This window comes from Lichenihabitans sp. PAMC28606, assembly GCF_020616535.1.
Classification (GTDB): Bacteria; Pseudomonadota; Alphaproteobacteria; order Rhizobiales; family Beijerinckiaceae; genus Lichenihabitans; species Lichenihabitans psoromatis.
Genome location: NZ_CP085136.1, coordinates 572981 through 592092 on the forward strand (window position 1 = coordinate 572981; position 19112 = coordinate 592092).

The following is a 19112-nucleotide window of genomic DNA, read 5'->3' on the forward strand; positions in this document are numbered from 1 at the left end:
GCTTTTTTTATGCTGGATCGTCCCCGCTGGTTGGAGCGTCAAAAGTAGCCATGCGGCTCATGCCCTCCCGCCTTCTCGCGCTTCGGCTTTGCGCCATTCTGCTCGCCTCCTCGCTGCTGACGGAGCGGCCTGATCTTGCTGTCGCGGCGGGTGATCCTGCTCCCGTTGTCGCCACTACGCCGGTCGCTTCACCAACCGCACCGCCAGCAGCCCCGAAAGCCGGAGAGGAAAGCGTCGGACAAGCGCTGTGCCGATTGATCGAGACTTCGGCCGCCAAGGCCAGCATCCCGGTTCCGTTCTTCACGCGGCTGATCTGGCAGGAGAGCAGCTTTCGGGCCGGCGCCGTCAGCCCGGCCGGCGCGCAGGGCATCGCGCAATTCATGCCTGGAACCGCGCGGGAGCGCGGCCTCTCCGATCCGTTCGATCCTGAACAGGCCATTCCGGCCTCGGCCGCCCTGCTGGCCGACCTCGTGCAGCGTTTCGGCAATATCGGCCTGGCGGCGGCGGCCTATAATGGCGGGCCAGCTCGGGCAAGCGCCTGGTTGTCCGGCAAGGGAGGGCTGCCGTTCGAAACGCAGGACTACGTGCAACGCATTACCGGGCGCAGCGCCGAGGATTGGGCCGCGGATCTCAAGGGTCACGCTCCGCCGCCGCTGCAGCCGACACCGTCCTGTCAGCAGATCGTCGCGGACCTCCGGTTGACGACGAGCACCCGTCTCGTGGCCGAAGCGCCTTTCGCGCCGTGGGGTGTGCAACTGGCGGGTAATTTCTCGAAAGCGAGGGCTCTGGCGAGTTTCGAGCGCGCGCGGAGCCGCTATGAGACGATCATCGCCGACACGCGACCCATGATCATCGGGACGCGCCTCCGCACACGCGGCACCCGGGCCTTCTATCGTGTGCGGGTGCCGGCCGACAGCCGGGCCGCCGCCAACGATCTCTGCAGCAAGATCCATGCGGCGCATGGCGCCTGCATCGTGCTGCGGAGCTGACCCGCAGGCCGAGATCATTGCTTGCACCCACGAATTCCGGCATGGAGCCATGCTCGAAGCCCGTCGAGGCGCAATATCTTCAGGACGATCCGGAAAGTCTCACCATGCTTGCTCCCCTCCGCGTCGGTATCGCGGGTCTTGGAACCGTCGGCGGTTCGGTGCTTCGGCGTCTCGCCGCGCAGCGTGCGCTTCTGGCCCAGCGTACTGGTCGGGACATCACCGTCACAGCTGTATCGGCACGTGACCGAGGCAAGCCGCGTGACCTCGATCTTGCCGATCTGCATTGGTTCGACGACCCCGTCGCGATGGCGAAGTCCGACGAGATCGATCTTTTCGTCGAATTGATGGGTGGGTCCGAGGGGCCCGCCAAGGCGGCTGTCGAGGCGGCGTTGCAGTCCGGCAAGCCGGTCGTCACAGCCAACAAGGCATTGCTGGCGCATCACGGGATGGCGCTTGCGCGGCTTGCCGAGGAGCGCCACGCCGCTTTGGCGTTCGAGGCGTCCGTCGCTGGCGGCATTCCGATCGTCAAGACGTTGCGCGAAGGCCTCGCCGGCAATCAGGTCGAGCGCGTGCAGGGCATTTTGAACGGCACCTGCAACTACATTTTGACCCGCATGGAGGACGAAGGGCTCGCCTTCGCCGACTGTCTCGCGGAGGCGCAGCGGCTGGGCTATGCCGAGGCCGACCCGACCTTCGACGTCGATGGCTTCGACACCGCCCATAAACTCGCGATTCTGGCCACTTTGGCGTTTGGCGTTGCGCTCGACATCGAGTCGCTGCACATCGAAGGGATTCGCGCCATCACGCCGGCCGATCTCAAGGCGGCAGATGAATTGGGCTACCGCATCAAGCTTCTGGGAATCGCGCAACGCGTCGGCACCCGCATCGACGGCCGTGTGCACCCGACGATGGTGCCGAAGACCTCGGCTTTGGCCCAGGTCGGCGGCGTTATCAACGCCGTCACGGTCTTCGCCGACGCCGTGCGTGAATTGACGCTTATCGGCCCAGGCGCAGGCGGGGAAGCTACGGCATCGGCCGTCGTCGCGGATGTCGCCGACATCGCGCGGGGTGTGCGCTCCGCGCCGCTCGGGCTGCCGGTTGCCGTGCTGGAACAGGCCGACACCCTACCTCTCCGCGATCACGCCGGCGGCTACTATATCCGTCTGTCGGTGCGCGATACGCCCGGAGCGGTCGCGGCCATCGCGGCCCGCATGGCCGAGCGGAGCATTTCGTTCGAAAGCGTGGTGCAGCGGCACCCGCCCCGGCGGGATCCGGGCTCCTCCGGGACGGTGCCGGTTGTGCTCGTCACCTATCGCACAATGGAATCGGCCTTGCAGACTGCACTCGACGCGGTCGTGGCGGACGGTTACATCGCCGAAGCGCCGCAAGTGATCCGCATCGAACGAGAGTAGCCGCCGCGCTTCATTGCTTTAGACGGACCTAGGGAGATTGAACCGGTGACCGACCTCATCATTCAGCAGCAGGACATTATCGAGCGCATCTTGACGCTCGAACTCGTGCGCGTGACCGAGCGGGCCGCCGTCTCGGCGGCGCGGCTGCGGGGACGAGGCGACGAGAAGGGAGCCGATCAGGCCGCTGTCGATGCCATGCGACGAGAGCTGAACCGCCTGCCGATCGACGGCACTATCGTGATCGGCGAGGGCGAGCGCGACGAAGCTCCCATGCTGTTCATTGGCGAGCGTGTCGGCACGCGCACGGGGCCGAAAGTCGACATCGCGGTCGATCCTTTGGAGGGCACGACACTTTGCGCGAAGGACATGCCCGGCTCGATCGCCGTCATGGCGATGGCGCAATCGGGCGCGCTGCTGAACGCACCCGATGTCTATATGGAAAAGATTGCCATCGGTCCGGGTTACCCGCGCGGCATCGTACATCTCGACATGACGCCGGAGGAGAACATCCGCTCTTTGGCCAAGGCGAAGGGGGTCAGCCCGGCCGAGATCACGGTCTGTGTTCTCGACCGGCCTCGCCATGAAGAGTTGATCGCGGCCTGCCGCCGTGCGGGTGCGTCGATCCGGCTTCTGACCGATGGCGACGTAGCCGGAATCATTCTGACCTCGCGGTCGCACCAGACCGGCGTCGATCTCTATCTTGGCACTGGTGGCGCACCCGAGGGCGTGCTGGCGGCCGGTGCCTTACGCTGCGTCGGCGGCCAGATGCAAGGTCGGTTGATCCTTGATAGCGAAGCCAAGCGCGAACGCGCCGCCAAAATGGGGATCAGCGATCCGACGAAGATCTATGACATGAAGGATCTCGCGTCCGGAGACGTCGTGGTCGCGGCAACCGGCGTCACCAACGGCGAGTTGCTGTCCGGCGTCCAGTTCCGCAAAGACGTGATCGAGACCGAGACGCTGATCTATCGATCGGTCACCGGAACGGTCCGTCGGATTCACGCCGAACACCGCGAACTCGGCAAGTTTCGCCTCGACTGATCGCCCGTCCGTCTCAGCAAACGAAAAGGCCGTGGAGATGCTCCACGGCCTTTTTATATGTCGGAACGCCAGGTGCCGTCAGTGAAAATTGCCACCGAACAGCAGGTACAGGATCAGCAGAATGCCGAGAATACCGATGATGCCGATCCCGCCATTGCCATAATAACCGGCACGTCGGCCATAGAACCCGCCGCCGCCGAACAGGACGAGAACGATGATGATCAAAAGAATCAATGTCATGAGAGGCTCCAAATGTTGGCCGAACCACGTCATGAACAAACATGGTGAAGCCGATCGTTTCGTGCGGGCGCCAAGTCCGGGTCGCGTGACCGGAGATAAACAACCTTACGTTGGATAAACCCACGAACATCTGAGTGGGTCCACGGTTCGCGACAAAATTGTGGAAAAATTGCGTCAGCTTGACTGTGGGCGCTGACCGTACGGCATGCAACGGCGTCCCGATGGGTTGCCGAGGGTCTGCTTTACAACGGCGGCGCAATCTTCGCGACCGACACCTCGCCACAGAACCGAAACGGCGCAACGGAGGTTTCGGCCTTTGCCGATCGGGAGAGTCCCGAGCGTCAAACGGCGCGGTCCATCCGCGACCCCGTCATCGTGTCGGGCAAGAACAGGTAAACCACGAGCGAGACTGCGATACAGGCGGTGGCGTACCAATAGAAGCCGGTCTCGAAGCCGTTGTTCTTGAACGTCAGGGCAACGTAATCGACCGAGCCGCCGAAGATCGCTGCCGTGAACGCATAGGGCAAACCGACCCCGACGGCGCGGATCGCGGTCGGGAACAGCTCCGCCTTCACGATTGCTGTGATGGACGTGTAGCCGCTGACGATCAACCAGGCGAGGCAGATCAACCCCATCGCGACCCATTGGCTTTTCGTATCATGCAGCGCGCTCAGGAGCGGAACCGTGCCGAGCGTGCCGAGGACCCCAAAGCCGACCAGCAATGGCTTGCGGCCGATCCGATCGGAGATCGCGCCATAGATCGGCTGGAGCATGATGGCGAACAGCAGCGAGACCGCCGTTACCAGCGTGGTCTGGTCATCCGTCAAACCGACCGAGAGCTTCAGGAACTTCTGCATGTAGGTCGTGTAGGTGTAAAATGCCGAGGTGCCCCCGATCGTGATCCCGATCACGAGAAGCATTCCGCGCCAATTGCTGGCGATCAGGCTCCAGAAACTCACGCGCGTCGCATCCGCCTTCGCGGTTTTGAACAGTTCCGTCTCGGCGAGATCGCGGCGCATGTAATAGCCGTAGACAGCCAGAAGAGCGCCGATCACGAAGGGAATGCGCCAGCCCCACGCCTTCAACTGGTCCGGCGTCAGCAGCAGCTTCTGAAGCACCAGCAGCACCACGAGCGCCAGCAATTGACCGCCGATCAGCGTGACGTACCAGACGCCCGAGTAGAAGCCGCGATGCTGCGGCTCCGACATCTCGCTGAGGTAAGTGGCGCTCGTGCCATATTCGCCGCCCTGGCTTAGCCCTTGAAGAATACGGGCCAGCGACAGGATCACCGGCGCCCATACGCCGATCGTCGCGTAGGTGGGGCTGACGGCAATCAGCAACGACCCAAAGCACATCAGCAAAACTGACCAGGTGAGCGAGGTGCGGCGGCCGAAGCGGTCGGCACAATAGCCGAACAGCAGACTCCCGACAGGTCGCATCAGAAACGCCACAGCAAACAGGGAGGCGGCCGAGAGTTGTTGCGCGACCGGGTCGGTCTGCGGAAAGAACGAGCCTGCAAAATAGAGCGCGAAGGCCGAGTAAGCGTAGACGTCGTACCATTCGATGAGGTTGCCGATCGAGCCGATCAGGATCGAACGGGTCTGTTGCCAGCGGCCGACCGGCGCAGCGCCGATCCGGGAAGAGCGTCGCACCATCTCAGTATCGGTCATGGTTCACCGGCTTGCATGAAACGGCGTCGTTGCTGCAAACTTTCAGCTTGGCCGGTGGGACGCAAGGGCTTTGCCGAGAGCGGGTCAATCGACGGTGAAGTCGACGACAGCGAGCCCCGCCGTGCCGTCCTTCACGGCTGAGACGAGCCGCGCGCCGGCCGCTTGATGCGCGGGATGCACCAGATAAGCATCGCGCGCGGCTGCATCGGTGAAATCCACCGTGAACGCGTGCGTGAAATCGCGACTGAGCCCCTCTTGGCTTTCGTTCGGACCGGCCGAGAAGGCCAGCAACCCTGGTATGACCTGTTGCAGCGCCGCAAGTTGGGCGAAGATGCCGCTGATCTCGTGAGCCGGAACGTCGGCGCGGAGGTGAGCAAAAACGATGTGTCGCAGCATGGCAGCCTCTCTCGTCCACTTTTGCAAGACACGATACATGATCGCGGGCTCGCCGCGAGCGATGCGGTCGGCCCGCATGCAGCTGATGATCCAGGAGCCAAAGTGAACCGTTACGATGTCGTGGTGCTCGGGGCCGGCGCGGCCGGTATGATGTGCGCTGCCGAAGCCGGGAAGCGCGGCCGCCGCGTGCTGGTCCTCGACCATGCCGATGCGCCCGGCGAGAAGATCCGCATTTCTGGCGGTGGTCGGTGCAATTTCACCAACATCCACGCGGCTCCCGCAAATTTCATGTCGCAGAACCCGAGTTTCTGCATCTCGGCTCTCCGCCGCTACACCGCCGCCGATTTCGTCGCGATGATCGAGCGTCATGGCATCGCCTATCACGAGAAGACGCTCGGCCAATTGTTCTGCGATGGCTCGGCGATGCAGATCGTCACGCTCCTGCGCGACGGAATGGAGCGTCACGGCGCCGCGCTTCGGCTCGGCATCCGGATCGATGCGGTCGATAAGGCGGACACCGGCTTCACGCTCGTGGTCGATGGCGAGGAGATCGCTTGCGAGGCGTTGGTGGTGGCAACGGGGGGGCGATCCATCCCCAAGATGGGGGCGACCGGCTTTGGCTATGAGATCGCCACGCGCTTCGGCATGCGCCTCGTCGAGCCGCGTCCGGGCCTCGTGCCATTGCGGCTCGACCCGGCGATGCTGGAACGCTTGCAACCGATCGTCGGCGTGACGGTCGAAGCTGCCACGACCAGCGGCAAAATACGGTTTGACGAAGGCATGCTGTTTACCCATCGCGGCCTCAGCGGGCCGTCGATTCTGCAGATTTCATCCTATTGGCGCGAAGGCGAGGAGATCACCATCGCGATGGCGCCCCACACGGATGTCTTCGATTCGCTTAGGAGCGCGCGGGAGCGGAACGGCCGCCAAGCCCTGCAGACCGCGCTCTCGACCGTGCTTCCAAAGCGCCTGGCCCAAGTCGTCGTCGACGCTCATCCCGGCCCGATCATGCTTGCGGAATGTTCGGACAACATCCTTCGGCAAATCGATACGGCGGTGAATCGCTGGCGCTTCAAACCGGCCGGATCGGAGGGATATCGCACCGCTGAGGTCACCGTTGGTGGTGTCGACACGCGCGATCTGGATTCGCGCAGCATGGCGGCCAAAGGCGTGCCGGGTCTCTATTTCATCGGTGAGGTCGTCGACGTGACCGGCTGGCTGGGCGGCTATAATTTCCAGTGGGCGTGGTCGTCGGGCTGGTGCGCGGGACAAGCTGCGTGATCGAAGGACTATAGCCGCAGGCCTGAATGCTCGATGAGGGACGCAGCGCCTTTGGTGCGCCCAAGGGGAATCGAACCCCTGTTTTCGCCGTGAAAGGGCGACGTCCTAGACCGCTAGACGATGGGCGCACAAGCAACGGGTTCAATGAATGAGGATGAACCAGCGACGACCGGACGTATAGCAGAGGTTTTTTCCCTGGCAAGCCGGGTTGGTGGCAAAAGTGTCGCGTTTCAACGCTGCTCGGGAACCGCTGCGTCCATGACGCGCAGTTCGGCGCGCCCGCTTCCGCCCCAGCGACTGACCGTCAACGTGCCGGCCAGATGCACGAGACGGCCCTGCTGGGCGCGAAGCTCGACGCCGAGCGGGCTGCTGGCCGCACGAAACGCGATGCCGCTCAGCCGTGTTCCATCCGGGCCCGCCGCCGTCAGCCGCAGATGGTCGGTGCCGACAGGCACGACACTGGTCAGGCGGTGATTTGGGAAAGCGAAGACCGGCTCCGGATTGCCGCTGCCGAACGGGCCGGCTGTCTCGATCGATTCGATCGTGTCGATCGATGCGGCGGCGGCCGAGAGGGCCGCGTCGATCTCGAGCGCGCTTGCGGCGCGCGACAGTGCAACTGCGTCGCCCATCTGCTCATGCAAGAACAGCCGAAACGCGTCGATCCGTGCCGCCTCGATGGTGATGCCGGCCGCCATGGCATGGCCGCCGCCCTTGATCAGTAAGCCGGTCTCGACCGCAGCCCGCACGATACGCCCGAGATCCACGCCCGGAATCGATCGTCCGGACCCGGTGCCGACCAACCCATCGAGACTGATCGCGAAGGCGGGCCGCTCATAGCGTTCGCGCAACCGCGACGCGACGAGGCCGACAACCCCGGGATGCCAACCCGCACCGCTCGTGACAAGAGCCGCATAGGCCGGTGCGTCCGTCGTTTCGGCGAGCGCGAAGGCTGCGGCCTCGGCTTCTTCGCTGGCGCTCGCTTCAATAGAGCGGCGCTCGCGATTGAGTTGGTCAAGCTGTTCGGCGATGCGCCGCGCGTCGAGTGGATCGCGCGTCAGCAGCAGCCGCGCTCCGAGCGCCGCGTCTCCGATCCGGCCACCCGCATTGATTCGCGGCCCTACCAGAAAGCCGAGATGAAATGCCGTCGGCGGACCCTCGGTCCCGGCGATGTCGAACAGAGCCGCAAGCCCAGGCCGGGCGCGTAGACGCATCACCGCGAGGCCCTTCGCCACGAAGGCGCGGTTGAGCCCGACCAGCGGCACGACATCGGCCACCGTCGCCAAGGCGACGAGGTCGAGCGCCGCCAGCAGATCAGGCATCGGCTTGCCGGCCCAGAACCCCCTCGCTCTCAGGTCGCGATGCAGCGCGACCAGCACCATGAAGACGACACCGGCCGCGCAGAGGTGACCAAGGCCTGAGAGATCGTCCTGCCGATTGGGGTTCACGATCGCTTGCGCCGGTGGAAGATCCAGCGGCGCCTGATGATGATCGATCACCACGCAATCGAGGCCGAGACGACGGGCTTCTTCGAGCGGTTCGGTGCTGGTCGTCCCGCAATCGACGGTCACCAGCAGATCCGCCCCCGCGCGTTTCAGCGCCTGAATGGCCGGGATGTTCGGCCCGTAGCCTTCCAAGATACGGTCGGGAATGTGGATCGCGGGTCGCAGTCCGGCGGCCGTGAGATAGTCGGACAGGAGAGCTGCCGAACAGGCGCCGTCGACGTCATAGTCTCCAAAGATAGCGACCGCCTCCCCAGCCACGACCGCTCCGGCGAGCCGCTCGACTGCTGCTTCCATGCCGCTCAGGCCGTTCGGGTCGGGCATCGCCTCGCGCAGGCTGGGCGCCAGAAAGCCCGGCGCAGAGGCCGCCGTCTGACCGCGTGCCGCAACAACGCGGGAGAGCAGATCGGAGAGGCCCAGCGTCTGCCTAATCGCATCGGCCTGCACGGCTTCGGAGACCGCAAGCCGATCGCGCCAGGCACGGCCGAGCATCGAGTGTTCGACTCCGAGAAAAGCGCGGCTCATGGGCGTTCGGTCCGGCGCAACTGGCCCCGCGACGACGAACCGGGCTCGTTGATGGGGAAAACGTTTCCTATTTGTTCGTCGCACGCGTAATCCGTGCGATAAACCACCAAGGAATACTGGGGTCCGACACCTTATGGTCGACAGCGACGATCTTTTCAATTCGGAACCGAGCGTGCAGACGCCGGAGCCTGAGGACAGGCCGGCGCGCGGACGCAAGCGGACCATGCCGGTCGTCTCGGGGGGCGCGCCGAACCTGTCGACGCCAAGCCCTTCGACGCCAAGCCTCTCGACGCCGGGCGAGGACGGCTATACCGCCTCCTCGATCGAAGTGCTCGAAGGGCTCGAACCGGTGCGCCGACGCCCCGGCATGTATATCGGCGGCACCGACGCGTCCGGCCTGCATCATCTTTTCGCCGAGGTGATCGACAATGCCATGGATGAGGCGGTCGCGGGACATGCGACCTTCATCGAGATCAGCGTCGAGGCCGATAATTTCGTCAGCGTCACGGATAACGGGCGAGGCATCCCGATCGATCCGCATCCCAAATACCCCAACAAATCGGCCCTCGAAGTCATCATGACGGTGCTGCATGCCGGCGGTAAGTTTGATTCGGGTGCGTATCAGACGTCAGGCGGGTTGCACGGCGTCGGCGTCTCGGTCGTCAACGCCTTGTCGGAGCGGCTCGAGGTCGAGGTGGCCCGCGGGCAGACGCTCTATCGTCAGGTGTTCGAACGCGGTCTCGCTCTCGGTCCACTCGAGACCATCGGCCGCGTGCAGAATCGGCGTGGAACCCGGATCAGGTTTCGGCCCGACGCCACGATCTTCGGCGAAGGCTCCAGCCTGGATCCGGCGCGGCTTCTCCGCATGTCGCGGTCCAAGGCCTATCTGTTTGGTGGTGTCGAAATCCGTTGGCGGTGTGCGCCGGAGCGCATTCCGCCCGGCTCCTCCGTGCCGACCGAGGCGTCCTTCCGCTTTCCCGGCGGCCTGAAGGATTTTCTCGCACGCGAGGTCGATGGCCGGTCCCTCGTGACCGATCAGCCGTTCACCGGCAAAGTCACTAAAGCCGGTGGTCACGGCTCGGTCGAATGGGCCGTAACGTGGCTGTCCGACGACGATGGCTCCGTCCGATCCTATTGCAACACGATCCCGACGCCGAACGGCGGCACTCATGAGGCGGGGTTGCGATCCGCCCTCCTCCGCGCCCTCAAGGATCACGCCGAGCGGATCGGACAGGCCAAACGCGCCGCCGCCGTGACGGCCGACGATGTGCTGCAAGGCTGCACCGCCATGCTGTCTGTGTTCATCCGCGAGCCGGAGTTCCAAGGCCAAAACAAGGAGCGGCTGCAGACGCTAGAAGCGTCGCGGATCGTCGATGCCGCCGTGCGCGACGCCTGCGATCATTGGCTGGCCGATACGCCCTCGCAGGCGTTGCGGCTGCTCGACTGGAGCATCGACCGAGCTGACGAGCGGCAGCGCCGCCGCGCCGAAAAAGACACGGCGCGCAAGACCCCGACACGCAAACTGCGTCTGCCGGGAAAGCTGGCGGATTGCCTGAACAATTCGACCCAGGGCTCCGAACTTTTCATCGTCGAAGGTGACTCGGCGGGTGGTTCGGCCAAACAGGCGCGCGACCGTGCCTCCCAAGCAGTGCTGCCGCTTCGTGGTAAGATTCTGAATGTCGCCAATGCGACGCGCGACAAACTCGCGGCCAACCAGCAACTCGCCGATTTGGCGCAGGCGCTCGGCTGCGGCACAGGCGCCCAGTATCGCGACGATGAACTGCGTTACGACAAGATCATCATCATGACTGACGCCGATGTCGATGGTGCCCATATTGCATCGTTGCTGATCACGTATTTCTATCGTCAGATGCCGAAATTGATCGATACGGGTCATCTTTATCTCGCGGTGCCCCCGTTGTTTCGTCTGACCCAGGGCACCAAGTCGGTCTATGCGCGCGACGACAAGCACAAGGACGAGTTGATCCGCAGCAAGTTGAGCGGCAAAGGCAAGATCGAGATCAGCCGCTTCAAGGGGCTTGGCGAAATGCCGATGCGCGACTTGAAGGAGACCACGATGGACCCGAGCAAGCGATCGCTCCTTCGTGTCATGATCGCTGAAGACCAGATCGAGGGAACCGCGGGCGCTGTCGAGCGGCTGATGGGCAACAAGCCAGAGGCTCGGTTCGCTTTTATTCAGGCCCGTGCTCCGGCAGCCGGCAACCTTGTGGATATCTAATGGTCGAATCAGAGCGGTCTACAGGGCAATACAGGCCGAAGAAGCCATGCTGCAGCATCTCGCTGTTGACTCGCCGAGATTAATCCTTAAGTGAAACGTTGAAAGTGTAGAACAGTCGCGTGATCTTGGCTGATGAGCGATCAACGCGCGTGCATCCACAAACGTGGTTTGCTTGTGTTCCCTTTATCGCTCTCTCACGCAAGATGAACTAATGAATTTTAACGAACTCGGCCTGAGCGACAAGGTCCTCCAGGCCATCGACGCGGCGGGCTACAAGACCCCAACGCCGATCCAGGCTGAAGCCATTCCACATGCGCTCGCCGGCCGCGACGTCCTCGGAATCGCGCAGACCGGCACGGGTAAAACAGCGGCCTTCACGCTGCCGATGCTGTCCCGCCTTGAGCAAGGTCGCGCTCGGGCGCGAATGCCGCGGACCCTGATCCTGGAGCCGACCCGCGAGCTTGCCGCACAGGTCGAAGAATCCTTCGTCCGCTACGGCATCAATCACAAGATCAATGTGGCGCTGCTCATCGGCGGCGTCTCGTTCAGCGACCAGGAAGCCAAGATCACGCGCGGCGCAGATGTCCTGATCGCCACACCGGGGCGACTGCTTGACTTTGCCGAACGCGGCAAGCTGCTGCTGACCGGCATCGAAATTCTGGTCATCGACGAAGCCGATCGTATGCTCGACATGGGGTTCATCCCTGACATCGAGCGCATCTGTAAGCTCGTGCCGTTCACGCGTCAGACCTTGTTCTTCTCGGCCACCATGCCGCCGGAGATCACTCGTCTGACCCAACAATTCTTGCACAACCCCATCCGCATCGAGGTTGCACGGGCATCCTCGACGACTGAAACGATCACGCAGGGGCTGGTGGCGTCTGCTCCCGGTTCCGCCAAACGCGAGACGTTGCGTCAATTGTTGCGAAAATCGGCCGGTTTCAAAAACGCGATCATCTTCTCGAATCGGAAGCGGGATGTGGCCATCTTGACCAAGTCACTCGAGAAGCATGGCTTTTCGGTCGGGGCCTTGCATGGTGACATGGACCAGCGCGCGCGGATGTTGTCGCTCGACGCATTCCGAAACGGTGATGTCAGCTTGCTGGTCTGCTCGGATGTCGCGGCGCGGGGCCTCGACATTCCGGATGTGAGCCACGTGTTCAATTTCGACGTGCCGACCCATGCGGAGGATTATGTCCATCGCATCGGCAGGACCGGCCGCGCTGGCAAACTCGGCACCGCTTTGTCAATCGTGACGCGCGCCGATCAGCGCTACATCGACGACATCGAAAAGTTGATCCAGCGCAAGATCGAGTGGGCGGGAGTGACTCCGGATCAGATCACTGACGAAGGTGACGACGAGTCGACCAGCGATCGCCGGCGCGGGCCGTCTCAGGGTGATCGGTCGTCGTCCGGACGCGAGGTGCGATCATCGCGTCGGTCCTCGACGCGCAATCCCGATCGCAGCGCCTCCGCCGATGTCGCGCCAGCCTCTCGCGCCCAGGCCGCGACGGTCCGGTCCGAGGCGTCGCCGGCACGGGTCGAAACTCAGGAACCGCGCGTTCAGGAGCGGCCCGAACGGCTTGAGCGCGCCCCCTCGAGGGATCGCGGCGCGCCGTCCAACAACCGAAACGGCAACAACCGGCCGGCCGAGGCCCAGCGTCCTCGCTCGCCCGCCGAGACGCCGGCACCCCGTCGCCATTATCGCGACCGCGACGAGGACGATACGCCGGTGATCGGCCTTGGCGATCACGTGCCGTCCTTCCTGTTGCGTCCGGTCCGCATCAAGTAAAAGCGGACGACTTGAAACGAAAAAAGCGCGGCAGATCCTGCCGCGCTTTTTTTGTTGCCGAGTCGGCTACCCTTAGTTCAAGGCTGCCATCGCGTCCGGGGTGGCGGGCGTGATCGCGACACTCTCGCCACAGCCGCAAGCCGAGGTCTGGTTCGGGTTCTCGAACACGAAGCCCGAGGACAGCTTGTCGGTTTTAAAATCCATCCGGGTTCCGAGCAGGAACAGAATGGCTTTCGGATCGATGAGGACGCGAACGCCCTTGTCTTCGATCACTTCATCATGCGGCATGGCCGCGTCGGCAAATTCCATCGTATAGGACATGCCAGCGCAGCCGCCGTTCTTCACGCCGACGCGCAAGCCAAACTGCCCGCCCGATGCGTTAGCCATGATCTCGCGGACCCGATCAGCCGCAGCGTCCGTCAGCGAGACGACCTTGAAACGCGATGCCGAAGCACCCATCCTCGTTCTCCATGATGCCGCGCCCAGCGCGGATCTATTTCAGCGTAATGTAACGATGAATCGACGCTTTCGCCAGGGAGCATCGCAAGTGGACCGAAGGAACACTTCCCTCCCCCTTCGAACACGCTAAAATCACCGTCTGATCCCGACCTCAAGAGGCGTCCGGTCGCGCTGCTCCGCAGTGGGACAAACGGACCGATATGGCGACCTGAATGAAAGAAAGCACCGCAAAATTCGGCATCGGCCAAGTGGTTCGGCATCGAAAATACCCGTTCCGCGGCGTCGTTTACGATGTCGATCCCGTCTTCGCGAATACCGAGGAATGGTGGATGGCGATCCCCGAAGATGTGCGTCCACGCAAGGATCAGCCGTTTTATCACCTCTTCGCCGAGAACACCGAGACCGAGTATGTGGCCTATGTGTCCGAGCAAAACCTCTTGCCCGACACCTCCGGCGAACCCCTTCGAAATGCGCAGATCGACGAGGTCTTCGTCCGAACCGAGGATGGAGAATATAAGGCCAAGTCGAGTCCTCGAAATTAGGGCCGACCTTGCACCTGCACGCTCGGTCCCGGTCATCGACAAAGAAAAGCCCTGCGGGTCACATGACCCGCAGGGCTTCGATTTTTTAGACCGCTAAGCTAGCTTACTTCTTGGCCGGCGCCGGTGCTGCAGGAGCCGCGGGGGTGGCCGGAGCGCCAGCCGTGCCATTTTGCTGCTCGAGCAACTGGCGCTGCTGCTTGGCTTTGGCTTCCAACTGCTGCTGAAGCTGCTGCTGCTGCTGTTCGAGAACCTTGGGGTCGATCGGCGCGCCATCGAAGGCCTTGCCGAACCCGGCGAGCGGGATCGTGAAACTCACTTCGTTGTTGACCGAGTTCTTCACGGACACGTTGAGCAGCGTGCCCTTTTTCAACTGGTCGATCAACACACCCTTCACCTTCGCTTCGGCAAAGCAACCGTTGGGCATGCAGATCTCGAAGGCGCCATCGGTCTGCGGGCCTTTATCGATCGAGAAGCGGAAGCCCGGCTTCAGCAGCAAGCCCACCGGCATCAGCAGTCGAACGATCCGCGTGTCGTCGCCCTTGATGTCGTAGACCGCGACCGCGATGGCCGGGGGTTGATCCGGCGCGCTGCCGAAATCGCGGGTCGTATAGCAGATTTCCTTGTTGGCGCCCTGGTCCTTGCCGCACACCTTGGTCCAATCGGCCTGCGAGGGCTGCAGATCGACCTTGATGGGTCCCTGCGGTTGAGCCTGCTGCCCTTGAGCCGCGGGAGCGGCGGGCTGCTTGGCGGCTTGGGCAAAGGCAGCGCCGGAAAACCCCTGGGCCGCGAGGCTGATGCACACCGCAAGAGAAGCGGCACGCGTGCGCGTCAGACGAAACAACATATAGACATCCTTCGAGGTCGGTTGGCGGCATGCCGGCCGGGTTGCGATGAGCGGACGCCTCCGCGACCAGGATGCTGTTGCAGCATCGCGTTCGCCGAGGCGCGAAACGATTCAAAGGTCTTTGCTGTGGATTAAGGCGACAGGTTGACCACGGGTTCCTTAGTCGTTCCGCCGGTCGAACGCCAGACATCTCATTCCGGTCTGTCGCGATCGTCTGGATGTCGGTCGCTGGTGCTCGTATGAGAGGCTGGACCTTCGCCTCCAGATTCGGCATGCCCACCGCATGAGCTTCACGACCGGTCGATCCATCATGCCCGCGCACAGCTGCCTGCGACCTTTGCTCGCGATCGCCGGAGGCCTGTTGCTGGCGGCCGCGCCGCTCGCCTGTGCCTTTGCGGCCGACGCTCCCTCCATCGCCATGCACGGCGCCCCGGCTTTGCCGGCCGATTTTAGCCACCTGCCCTATACGAACCCCGACGCTCTCAAGGGCGGTAAGCTCGCCATGTGCTACCTCGGCACATTCGATAGCCTGAACCCGTTCAATCTGAAGGCCGGCTCGACCGCTCAGGGTCTGAACACCAACGTCTTCGAGACGCTGATGACGCGTTCGCTCGACGAGCCCTTCACGCTCTACGGGCTAATCGCGAGGTCGATCGATACCGATGTGGCGCGCGACGAGGTGACGTTTCATCTCGATCCGCAGGCCCGGTTTTCCGACGGGTCGGCGGTGACGGCCGACGACGTGATCTTCACGTTTAATCTGCTCAAGCAGAAGGGGCGACCGCAGCAGCGCGCCGCCTTCAGCCTGATCAGATCCGTCGACAGTCCGGATCCGCTGACGGTGCACTTCGATCTGCGCGGGTTGAACGACCGGGAGATGCCGATGACGCTCGGCCTCATGCCGGTGCTGCCGAAGAACCACGTCGACCCGAAGGCATTCGACGACACGTCGCTTGCGCCGCCGATTGCGACAGGACCGTATCGGGTCGCCTCGGTGGTGCCCGGCCAACGCCTAACCCTCCAGAAGAATCCCGATTACTGGGCCAAAGACAAACCGATCAGACGGGGCATGTTCAACGTCGACACGGTCACGATCGACTATTATCGCGACGCGAACGGCATGTTCGAGGCCTTCAAGGCGGGGCTGTGCGACTACCGGCTCGAGACCGACCCCACCCGCTGGACGACAGGCTACGACATCCCGGCCGTGCGTGATGGCCGGATCACCAAGGAGACGGTCCACTCCGGCCTGCCGAAGGGCATGGAGGGATTCGCCTTCAACACGCGGCGGCCGATCTTCGCCGACGTTCTGGTGCGCGAGGCGCTCGGCGACATGTTCGATTTCGAATGGATCGACGCCGTGCTGTTCAACGGCCTCTACCGACGGACCGACAGCTTCTTCGCCGATAGCGAGCTTGCCTCCACGGGGCGTCCGGCCGACGCCACCGAACGGAGCCTTCTCGCGCCGTTCCCGCACGCGGTCAGGCCCGACATTCTTGCCGGAACATGGCGCCAAATGACCACGGATGGGTCGGGGCGCGACCGACGTCCCGCGCAGGCCGCCTTGGCGTTGCTGAAACAAGCCGGCTACGACATTCACGACGGGTTGCTGGTGTCTCGTGCTGGCGAGCCGCTCAGCTTCGAGATCATGGTGACGAACCGCAGCCAGGAGCGGCTGGCGCTCGCCTATTCCGAAAGCCTCGCGCGGATTGGGGTCGTGGCCCATGTGCGCTCCGTCGACGAGGTGCAGTATCAGAGGCGTCGGCAGGCCTTCGATTTCGACATGATGTTCGGAACGTGGACCGCATCTCCGTCGCCCGGGGCCGAGCAACGCTCCCGCTGGGGGTCGGCCAGCGCCGCACAGGAGGCTTCGTTCAACCTGGCCGGTGCGCGCTCGCCAGCCATCGATGCAATGATCGCCGCCATGCTGTCGGCCACAAGCCAAGACGATTTCGTCGCGGCCGTGCGGGCTTATGATCGGGTGTTGCTGTCGGGCTTCTACATCATCCCGCTCTATCACTCGGCGGATCAGTGGGTCGCCTATTCCGCGATGCTTCGCCATCCGGAGCACTTGCCCTTGTTCGGCTTGAGCAATACCTCTCCGATCGAATATTGGTGGCGCAAGGCGCCCTGACGCAGAGCCCGATGGCCGAGGATTCCAGATGACCGATCCGATCGACAGCCGGCCGCCGCTTGTGATCGACATCGTTTCCGATGTCGTCTGCCCCTGGTGCTATGTCGGCAAACGCCGGCTTGAGGCCGCACTGGCCGAACGCGCCGACGACAACATCACCGTGCGCTGGCACCCCTTTCAGCTCGACCCGACGATCCCGGCCGGGGGTCTCGATCGGCACGACTACATGATCAAGAAGTTCGGCAGCGCCGAGCGGATCGATGAGATCCATGGGCGCCTGACCGAAGCGGGGCGCGGCGAAGGGCTAGAATTCGCTTTCGACCGGATCACCCGATCGGTCAATACACTCGACGCGCATCGCGTGCTGCATTGGGCGGCGGCCGCAGGCGTGCAGGATGCCGTCGCCGAGGCGCTGTTCCGAGCCTATTTTGTGGACGGTCGCGACATCGGCTCGCCGACAATTCTGGCCGATCTAGCTGCTTCGGCCGGTCTGAACGGCGTGGAGGTGGCAGAAGCCCTTGCGACCCCGCGCGACATCGACCTGATCCAGGCCGAGATTGCTCAGGCGGTTCGAATTGGCGTCTCGGGCGTGCCGTTTTTCATCTTCGCTCAGTCTTTCGCGGTGTCGGGCGCGCAGGCGGCCGACGTTCTTGCAACCGCCATCGACCGCGCCCGCGCCGAACTCGCCGCGCCTGCGCCGATGACGGCCTGATCCTGACGCATCCTCACCTTATTCGGCAGCTTGCTTGAACGCCGCCGATGCGGGGTTGTTGGGGTGAGTCGTCCAATTGGCATAGGGGCGATTGTTCAGCAGGCCTGTGCGAGGGTCGACACCCTCGGTCTGATGGACGAGCGTGATACATGATTCGACGGGGCAAACCTCGACACAGAGGTTGCAACCGACGCATTCTTCGTCCTTCACGACGAACTTGCGAGCCCCGTCGACCGTCGTCGTGATGGCCTGATGCGATGTGTCTTCGCAAGCGATGTGGCAGCGGCCGCATTTGATGCAGAGGTCCTGATCGATGCTGGCCTTCACGACATAATTGAGGTTGAGATATTGCCAATCGGTCACGTTGCCGATCGCCATGCCTCTGAAGTCGTCGATCCGCTCGTAACCCTTGCTGACCATCCATGTTTTCAGGCCGGTGATCATCTCCTCCACGACCTTGAACCCGTAGGTCATCGCGGCGGTGCAGACCTGCACCGAACCGGCTCCCATGGCGATGAATTCGGCCGCGTCGCGCCAGGTCGTGATGCCGCCGATCGCCGAGATCGGCAGCCCGTAAGTCTCGGGATCACGCGCGATTTCTGACACCATGCTGAGCGCGATCGGCTTGACGGCCGGCCCGCAGTAACCGCCGTGGGTTCCCTTACCGTCGACTTGCGGCGACGGACACATGCGGTCGAGATCGACCCCCATCATCGAATTGATCGTGTTGATGAGCGACACGGCATCGGCGCCGCCGCGCTTCGCCGCCCGTGCCGGATGCCGGATATCGGCGATGTTCGGCGTCAGCTTCACGATCACCGGCATGCGCGTGTAGGTTTTGCACCAGCGCGCCACCATCTCGATATATTCGGGGACCTGACCAACCGCCGAACCCATGCCACGCTCCGACATGCCGTGCGGGCACCCGAAATTCAACTCGATCCCGTCAGCGCCAGTCTCTTCCACGCGCGGCAGGATCGCCTTCCAGCTCGCCTCATCGCAGGGCACCATGATTGACACCACCATGGCGCGGTCCGGCCAGTCGCGCTTGACCTGTTTGATCTCCTGGAGGTTGAGGTCGAGCGGTCGATCGGTGATGAGCTCGATGTTGTTGAGGCCGATAAGCCGCCGATCCGGACCGTGGATCGCGCCGTAGCGCGGGCCCGACACATTGACGACGGGCGGGTCCTCGCCAAGCGTTTTCCAGACGACGCCACCCCAGCCCGCCTTGAAGGCGCGGACCACATTGGTCATGCGGTCGGTCGGGGGCGCCGAAGCCAGCCAGAATGGGTTTGGAGAGCGGATGCCGAGGAAATTCGTGCTCAGATCGACCATGG

At 63.4% G+C, this 19112-nt stretch carries 16 protein-coding genes and 1 tRNA gene; 9 read left to right on the plus strand and 8 right to left on the minus strand.

Annotated elements, in window-relative coordinates:
- The first annotated feature begins 50 nt into the window (after positions 1 to 50).
- The 3 genes from LGH83_RS02730 to glpX all read left to right on the plus strand — a co-directional run bounded on the left by LGH83_RS02730 (position 51) and on the right by glpX (position 3442).
- A complete protein-coding gene (locus tag LGH83_RS02730; RefSeq protein WP_227400510.1) occupies positions 51 to 989 on the plus strand; it encodes a lytic transglycosylase domain-containing protein in 939 nt (312 codons plus the stop codon).
- A gap of 104 nt (positions 990 to 1093) precedes the next feature.
- Complete coding sequence (locus tag LGH83_RS02735) at positions 1094 to 2401, plus strand: homoserine dehydrogenase (RefSeq protein WP_227401708.1); 1308 nt, start codon at positions 1094 to 1096, stop codon at positions 2399 to 2401.
- A gap of 45 nt (positions 2402 to 2446) precedes the next feature.
- On the plus strand, positions 2447 to 3442 hold the full coding sequence (gene glpX, locus LGH83_RS02740) for a class II fructose-bisphosphatase (RefSeq protein ID WP_131117001.1): 996 nt from the start codon (positions 2447 to 2449) through the stop codon (positions 3440 to 3442).
- Positions 3443 to 3520: 78 nt separating this feature from the next.
- Here glpX and LGH83_RS02745 read toward each other — a convergent pair whose 3' ends face one another.
- From LGH83_RS02745 to LGH83_RS02755, 3 genes are all read right to left on the minus strand, one after another.
- Positions 3521 to 3682, minus strand: a complete 162-nt coding sequence (locus LGH83_RS02745) for a DUF3309 domain-containing protein (RefSeq protein WP_170314087.1) — start codon at positions 3680 to 3682, stop codon at positions 3521 to 3523.
- 341 nt (positions 3683 to 4023) lie between these two features.
- Entirely contained in the window at positions 4024 to 5352 is a 1329-nt protein-coding gene (locus LGH83_RS02750; protein WP_413771094.1) for an MFS transporter, read from the minus strand.
- Positions 5353 to 5436: 84 nt separating this feature from the next.
- On the minus strand, positions 5437 to 5748 hold the full coding sequence (locus tag LGH83_RS02755; RefSeq protein WP_227400511.1) for a Dabb family protein: 312 nt from the start codon (positions 5746 to 5748) through the stop codon (positions 5437 to 5439).
- Positions 5749 to 5850: 102 nt separating this feature from the next.
- Here LGH83_RS02755 and LGH83_RS02760 point away from each other — a divergent pair, with 102 nt between their 5' ends.
- Positions 5851 to 7029 carry an NAD(P)/FAD-dependent oxidoreductase gene (locus tag LGH83_RS02760; RefSeq protein WP_227400512.1) on the plus strand — a complete coding sequence of 393 codons (1179 nt, stop codon included), beginning with the start codon at positions 5851 to 5853 and terminating at the stop codon, positions 7027 to 7029.
- A 52-nt stretch (positions 7030 to 7081) separates the two neighbouring features.
- Here the strand turns inward: LGH83_RS02760 and LGH83_RS02765 are convergent.
- A tRNA-Glu gene (locus tag LGH83_RS02765) sits at positions 7082 to 7157 on the minus strand.
- Between the two features lie 102 nt (positions 7158 to 7259).
- Positions 7260 to 9053 (minus strand): single-stranded-DNA-specific exonuclease RecJ, encoded by a 1794-nt coding sequence (recJ, locus tag LGH83_RS02770; RefSeq protein ID WP_227400513.1) that lies wholly within the window; start codon positions 9051 to 9053, stop codon positions 7260 to 7262.
- Positions 9054 to 9186: 133 nt separating this feature from the next.
- Between recJ and parE the strand changes: the two genes are divergently transcribed.
- Positions 9187 to 11292: a DNA topoisomerase IV subunit B gene (gene parE, locus LGH83_RS02775; RefSeq protein ID WP_227400514.1), complete on the plus strand. Its 2106-nt coding sequence runs from the start codon at positions 9187 to 9189 to the stop codon at positions 11290 to 11292.
- A 211-nt stretch (positions 11293 to 11503) separates the two neighbouring features.
- Entirely contained in the window at positions 11504 to 13084 is a 1581-nt protein-coding gene (locus LGH83_RS02780; protein WP_227400515.1) for a DEAD/DEAH box helicase, read from the plus strand.
- A gap of 72 nt (positions 13085 to 13156) precedes the next feature.
- Here the strand turns inward: LGH83_RS02780 and LGH83_RS02785 are convergent, their stop codons facing one another.
- The gene (locus LGH83_RS02785) at positions 13157 to 13543 is read right to left on the minus strand and encodes a HesB/IscA family protein (protein ID WP_131117020.1); all 387 of its coding nucleotides are present in this window, start codon (positions 13541 to 13543) and stop codon (positions 13157 to 13159) included.
- Between the two features lie 212 nt (positions 13544 to 13755).
- Between LGH83_RS02785 and hspQ the strand changes: the two genes are divergently transcribed.
- Positions 13756 to 14085 carry a heat shock protein HspQ gene (gene hspQ / locus LGH83_RS02790; RefSeq protein WP_227400516.1) on the plus strand — a complete coding sequence of 110 codons (330 nt, stop codon included), beginning with the start codon at positions 13756 to 13758 and terminating at the stop codon, positions 14083 to 14085.
- Positions 14086 to 14188: 103 nt separating this feature from the next.
- Here hspQ and LGH83_RS02795 read toward each other — a convergent pair whose 3' ends face one another.
- Positions 14189 to 14929 (minus strand): invasion associated locus B family protein, encoded by a 741-nt coding sequence (locus tag LGH83_RS02795; protein WP_131117025.1) that lies wholly within the window; start codon positions 14927 to 14929, stop codon positions 14189 to 14191.
- A 310-nt stretch (positions 14930 to 15239) separates the two neighbouring features.
- Here LGH83_RS02795 and LGH83_RS02800 point away from each other — a divergent pair, with 310 nt between their 5' ends.
- Together LGH83_RS02800 and LGH83_RS02805 are read left to right on the plus strand one after the other, a co-directional pair.
- Positions 15240 to 17063 (plus strand): extracellular solute-binding protein, encoded by a 1824-nt coding sequence (locus LGH83_RS02800; RefSeq protein WP_227400517.1) that lies wholly within the window; start codon positions 15240 to 15242, stop codon positions 17061 to 17063.
- Between the two features lie 28 nt (positions 17064 to 17091).
- Entirely contained in the window at positions 17092 to 17775 is a 684-nt protein-coding gene (locus tag LGH83_RS02805) for a DsbA family oxidoreductase (RefSeq protein ID WP_227400518.1), read from the plus strand.
- A gap of 18 nt (positions 17776 to 17793) precedes the next feature.
- On the opposite strand, the gene preA is transcribed toward LGH83_RS02805, so the two are convergent.
- Positions 17794 to 19110 (minus strand): NAD-dependent dihydropyrimidine dehydrogenase subunit PreA, encoded by a 1317-nt coding sequence (gene preA / locus LGH83_RS02810; RefSeq protein WP_227400519.1) that lies wholly within the window; start codon positions 19108 to 19110, stop codon positions 17794 to 17796.
- Positions 19111 to 19112: the final 2 nt, after the last annotated feature.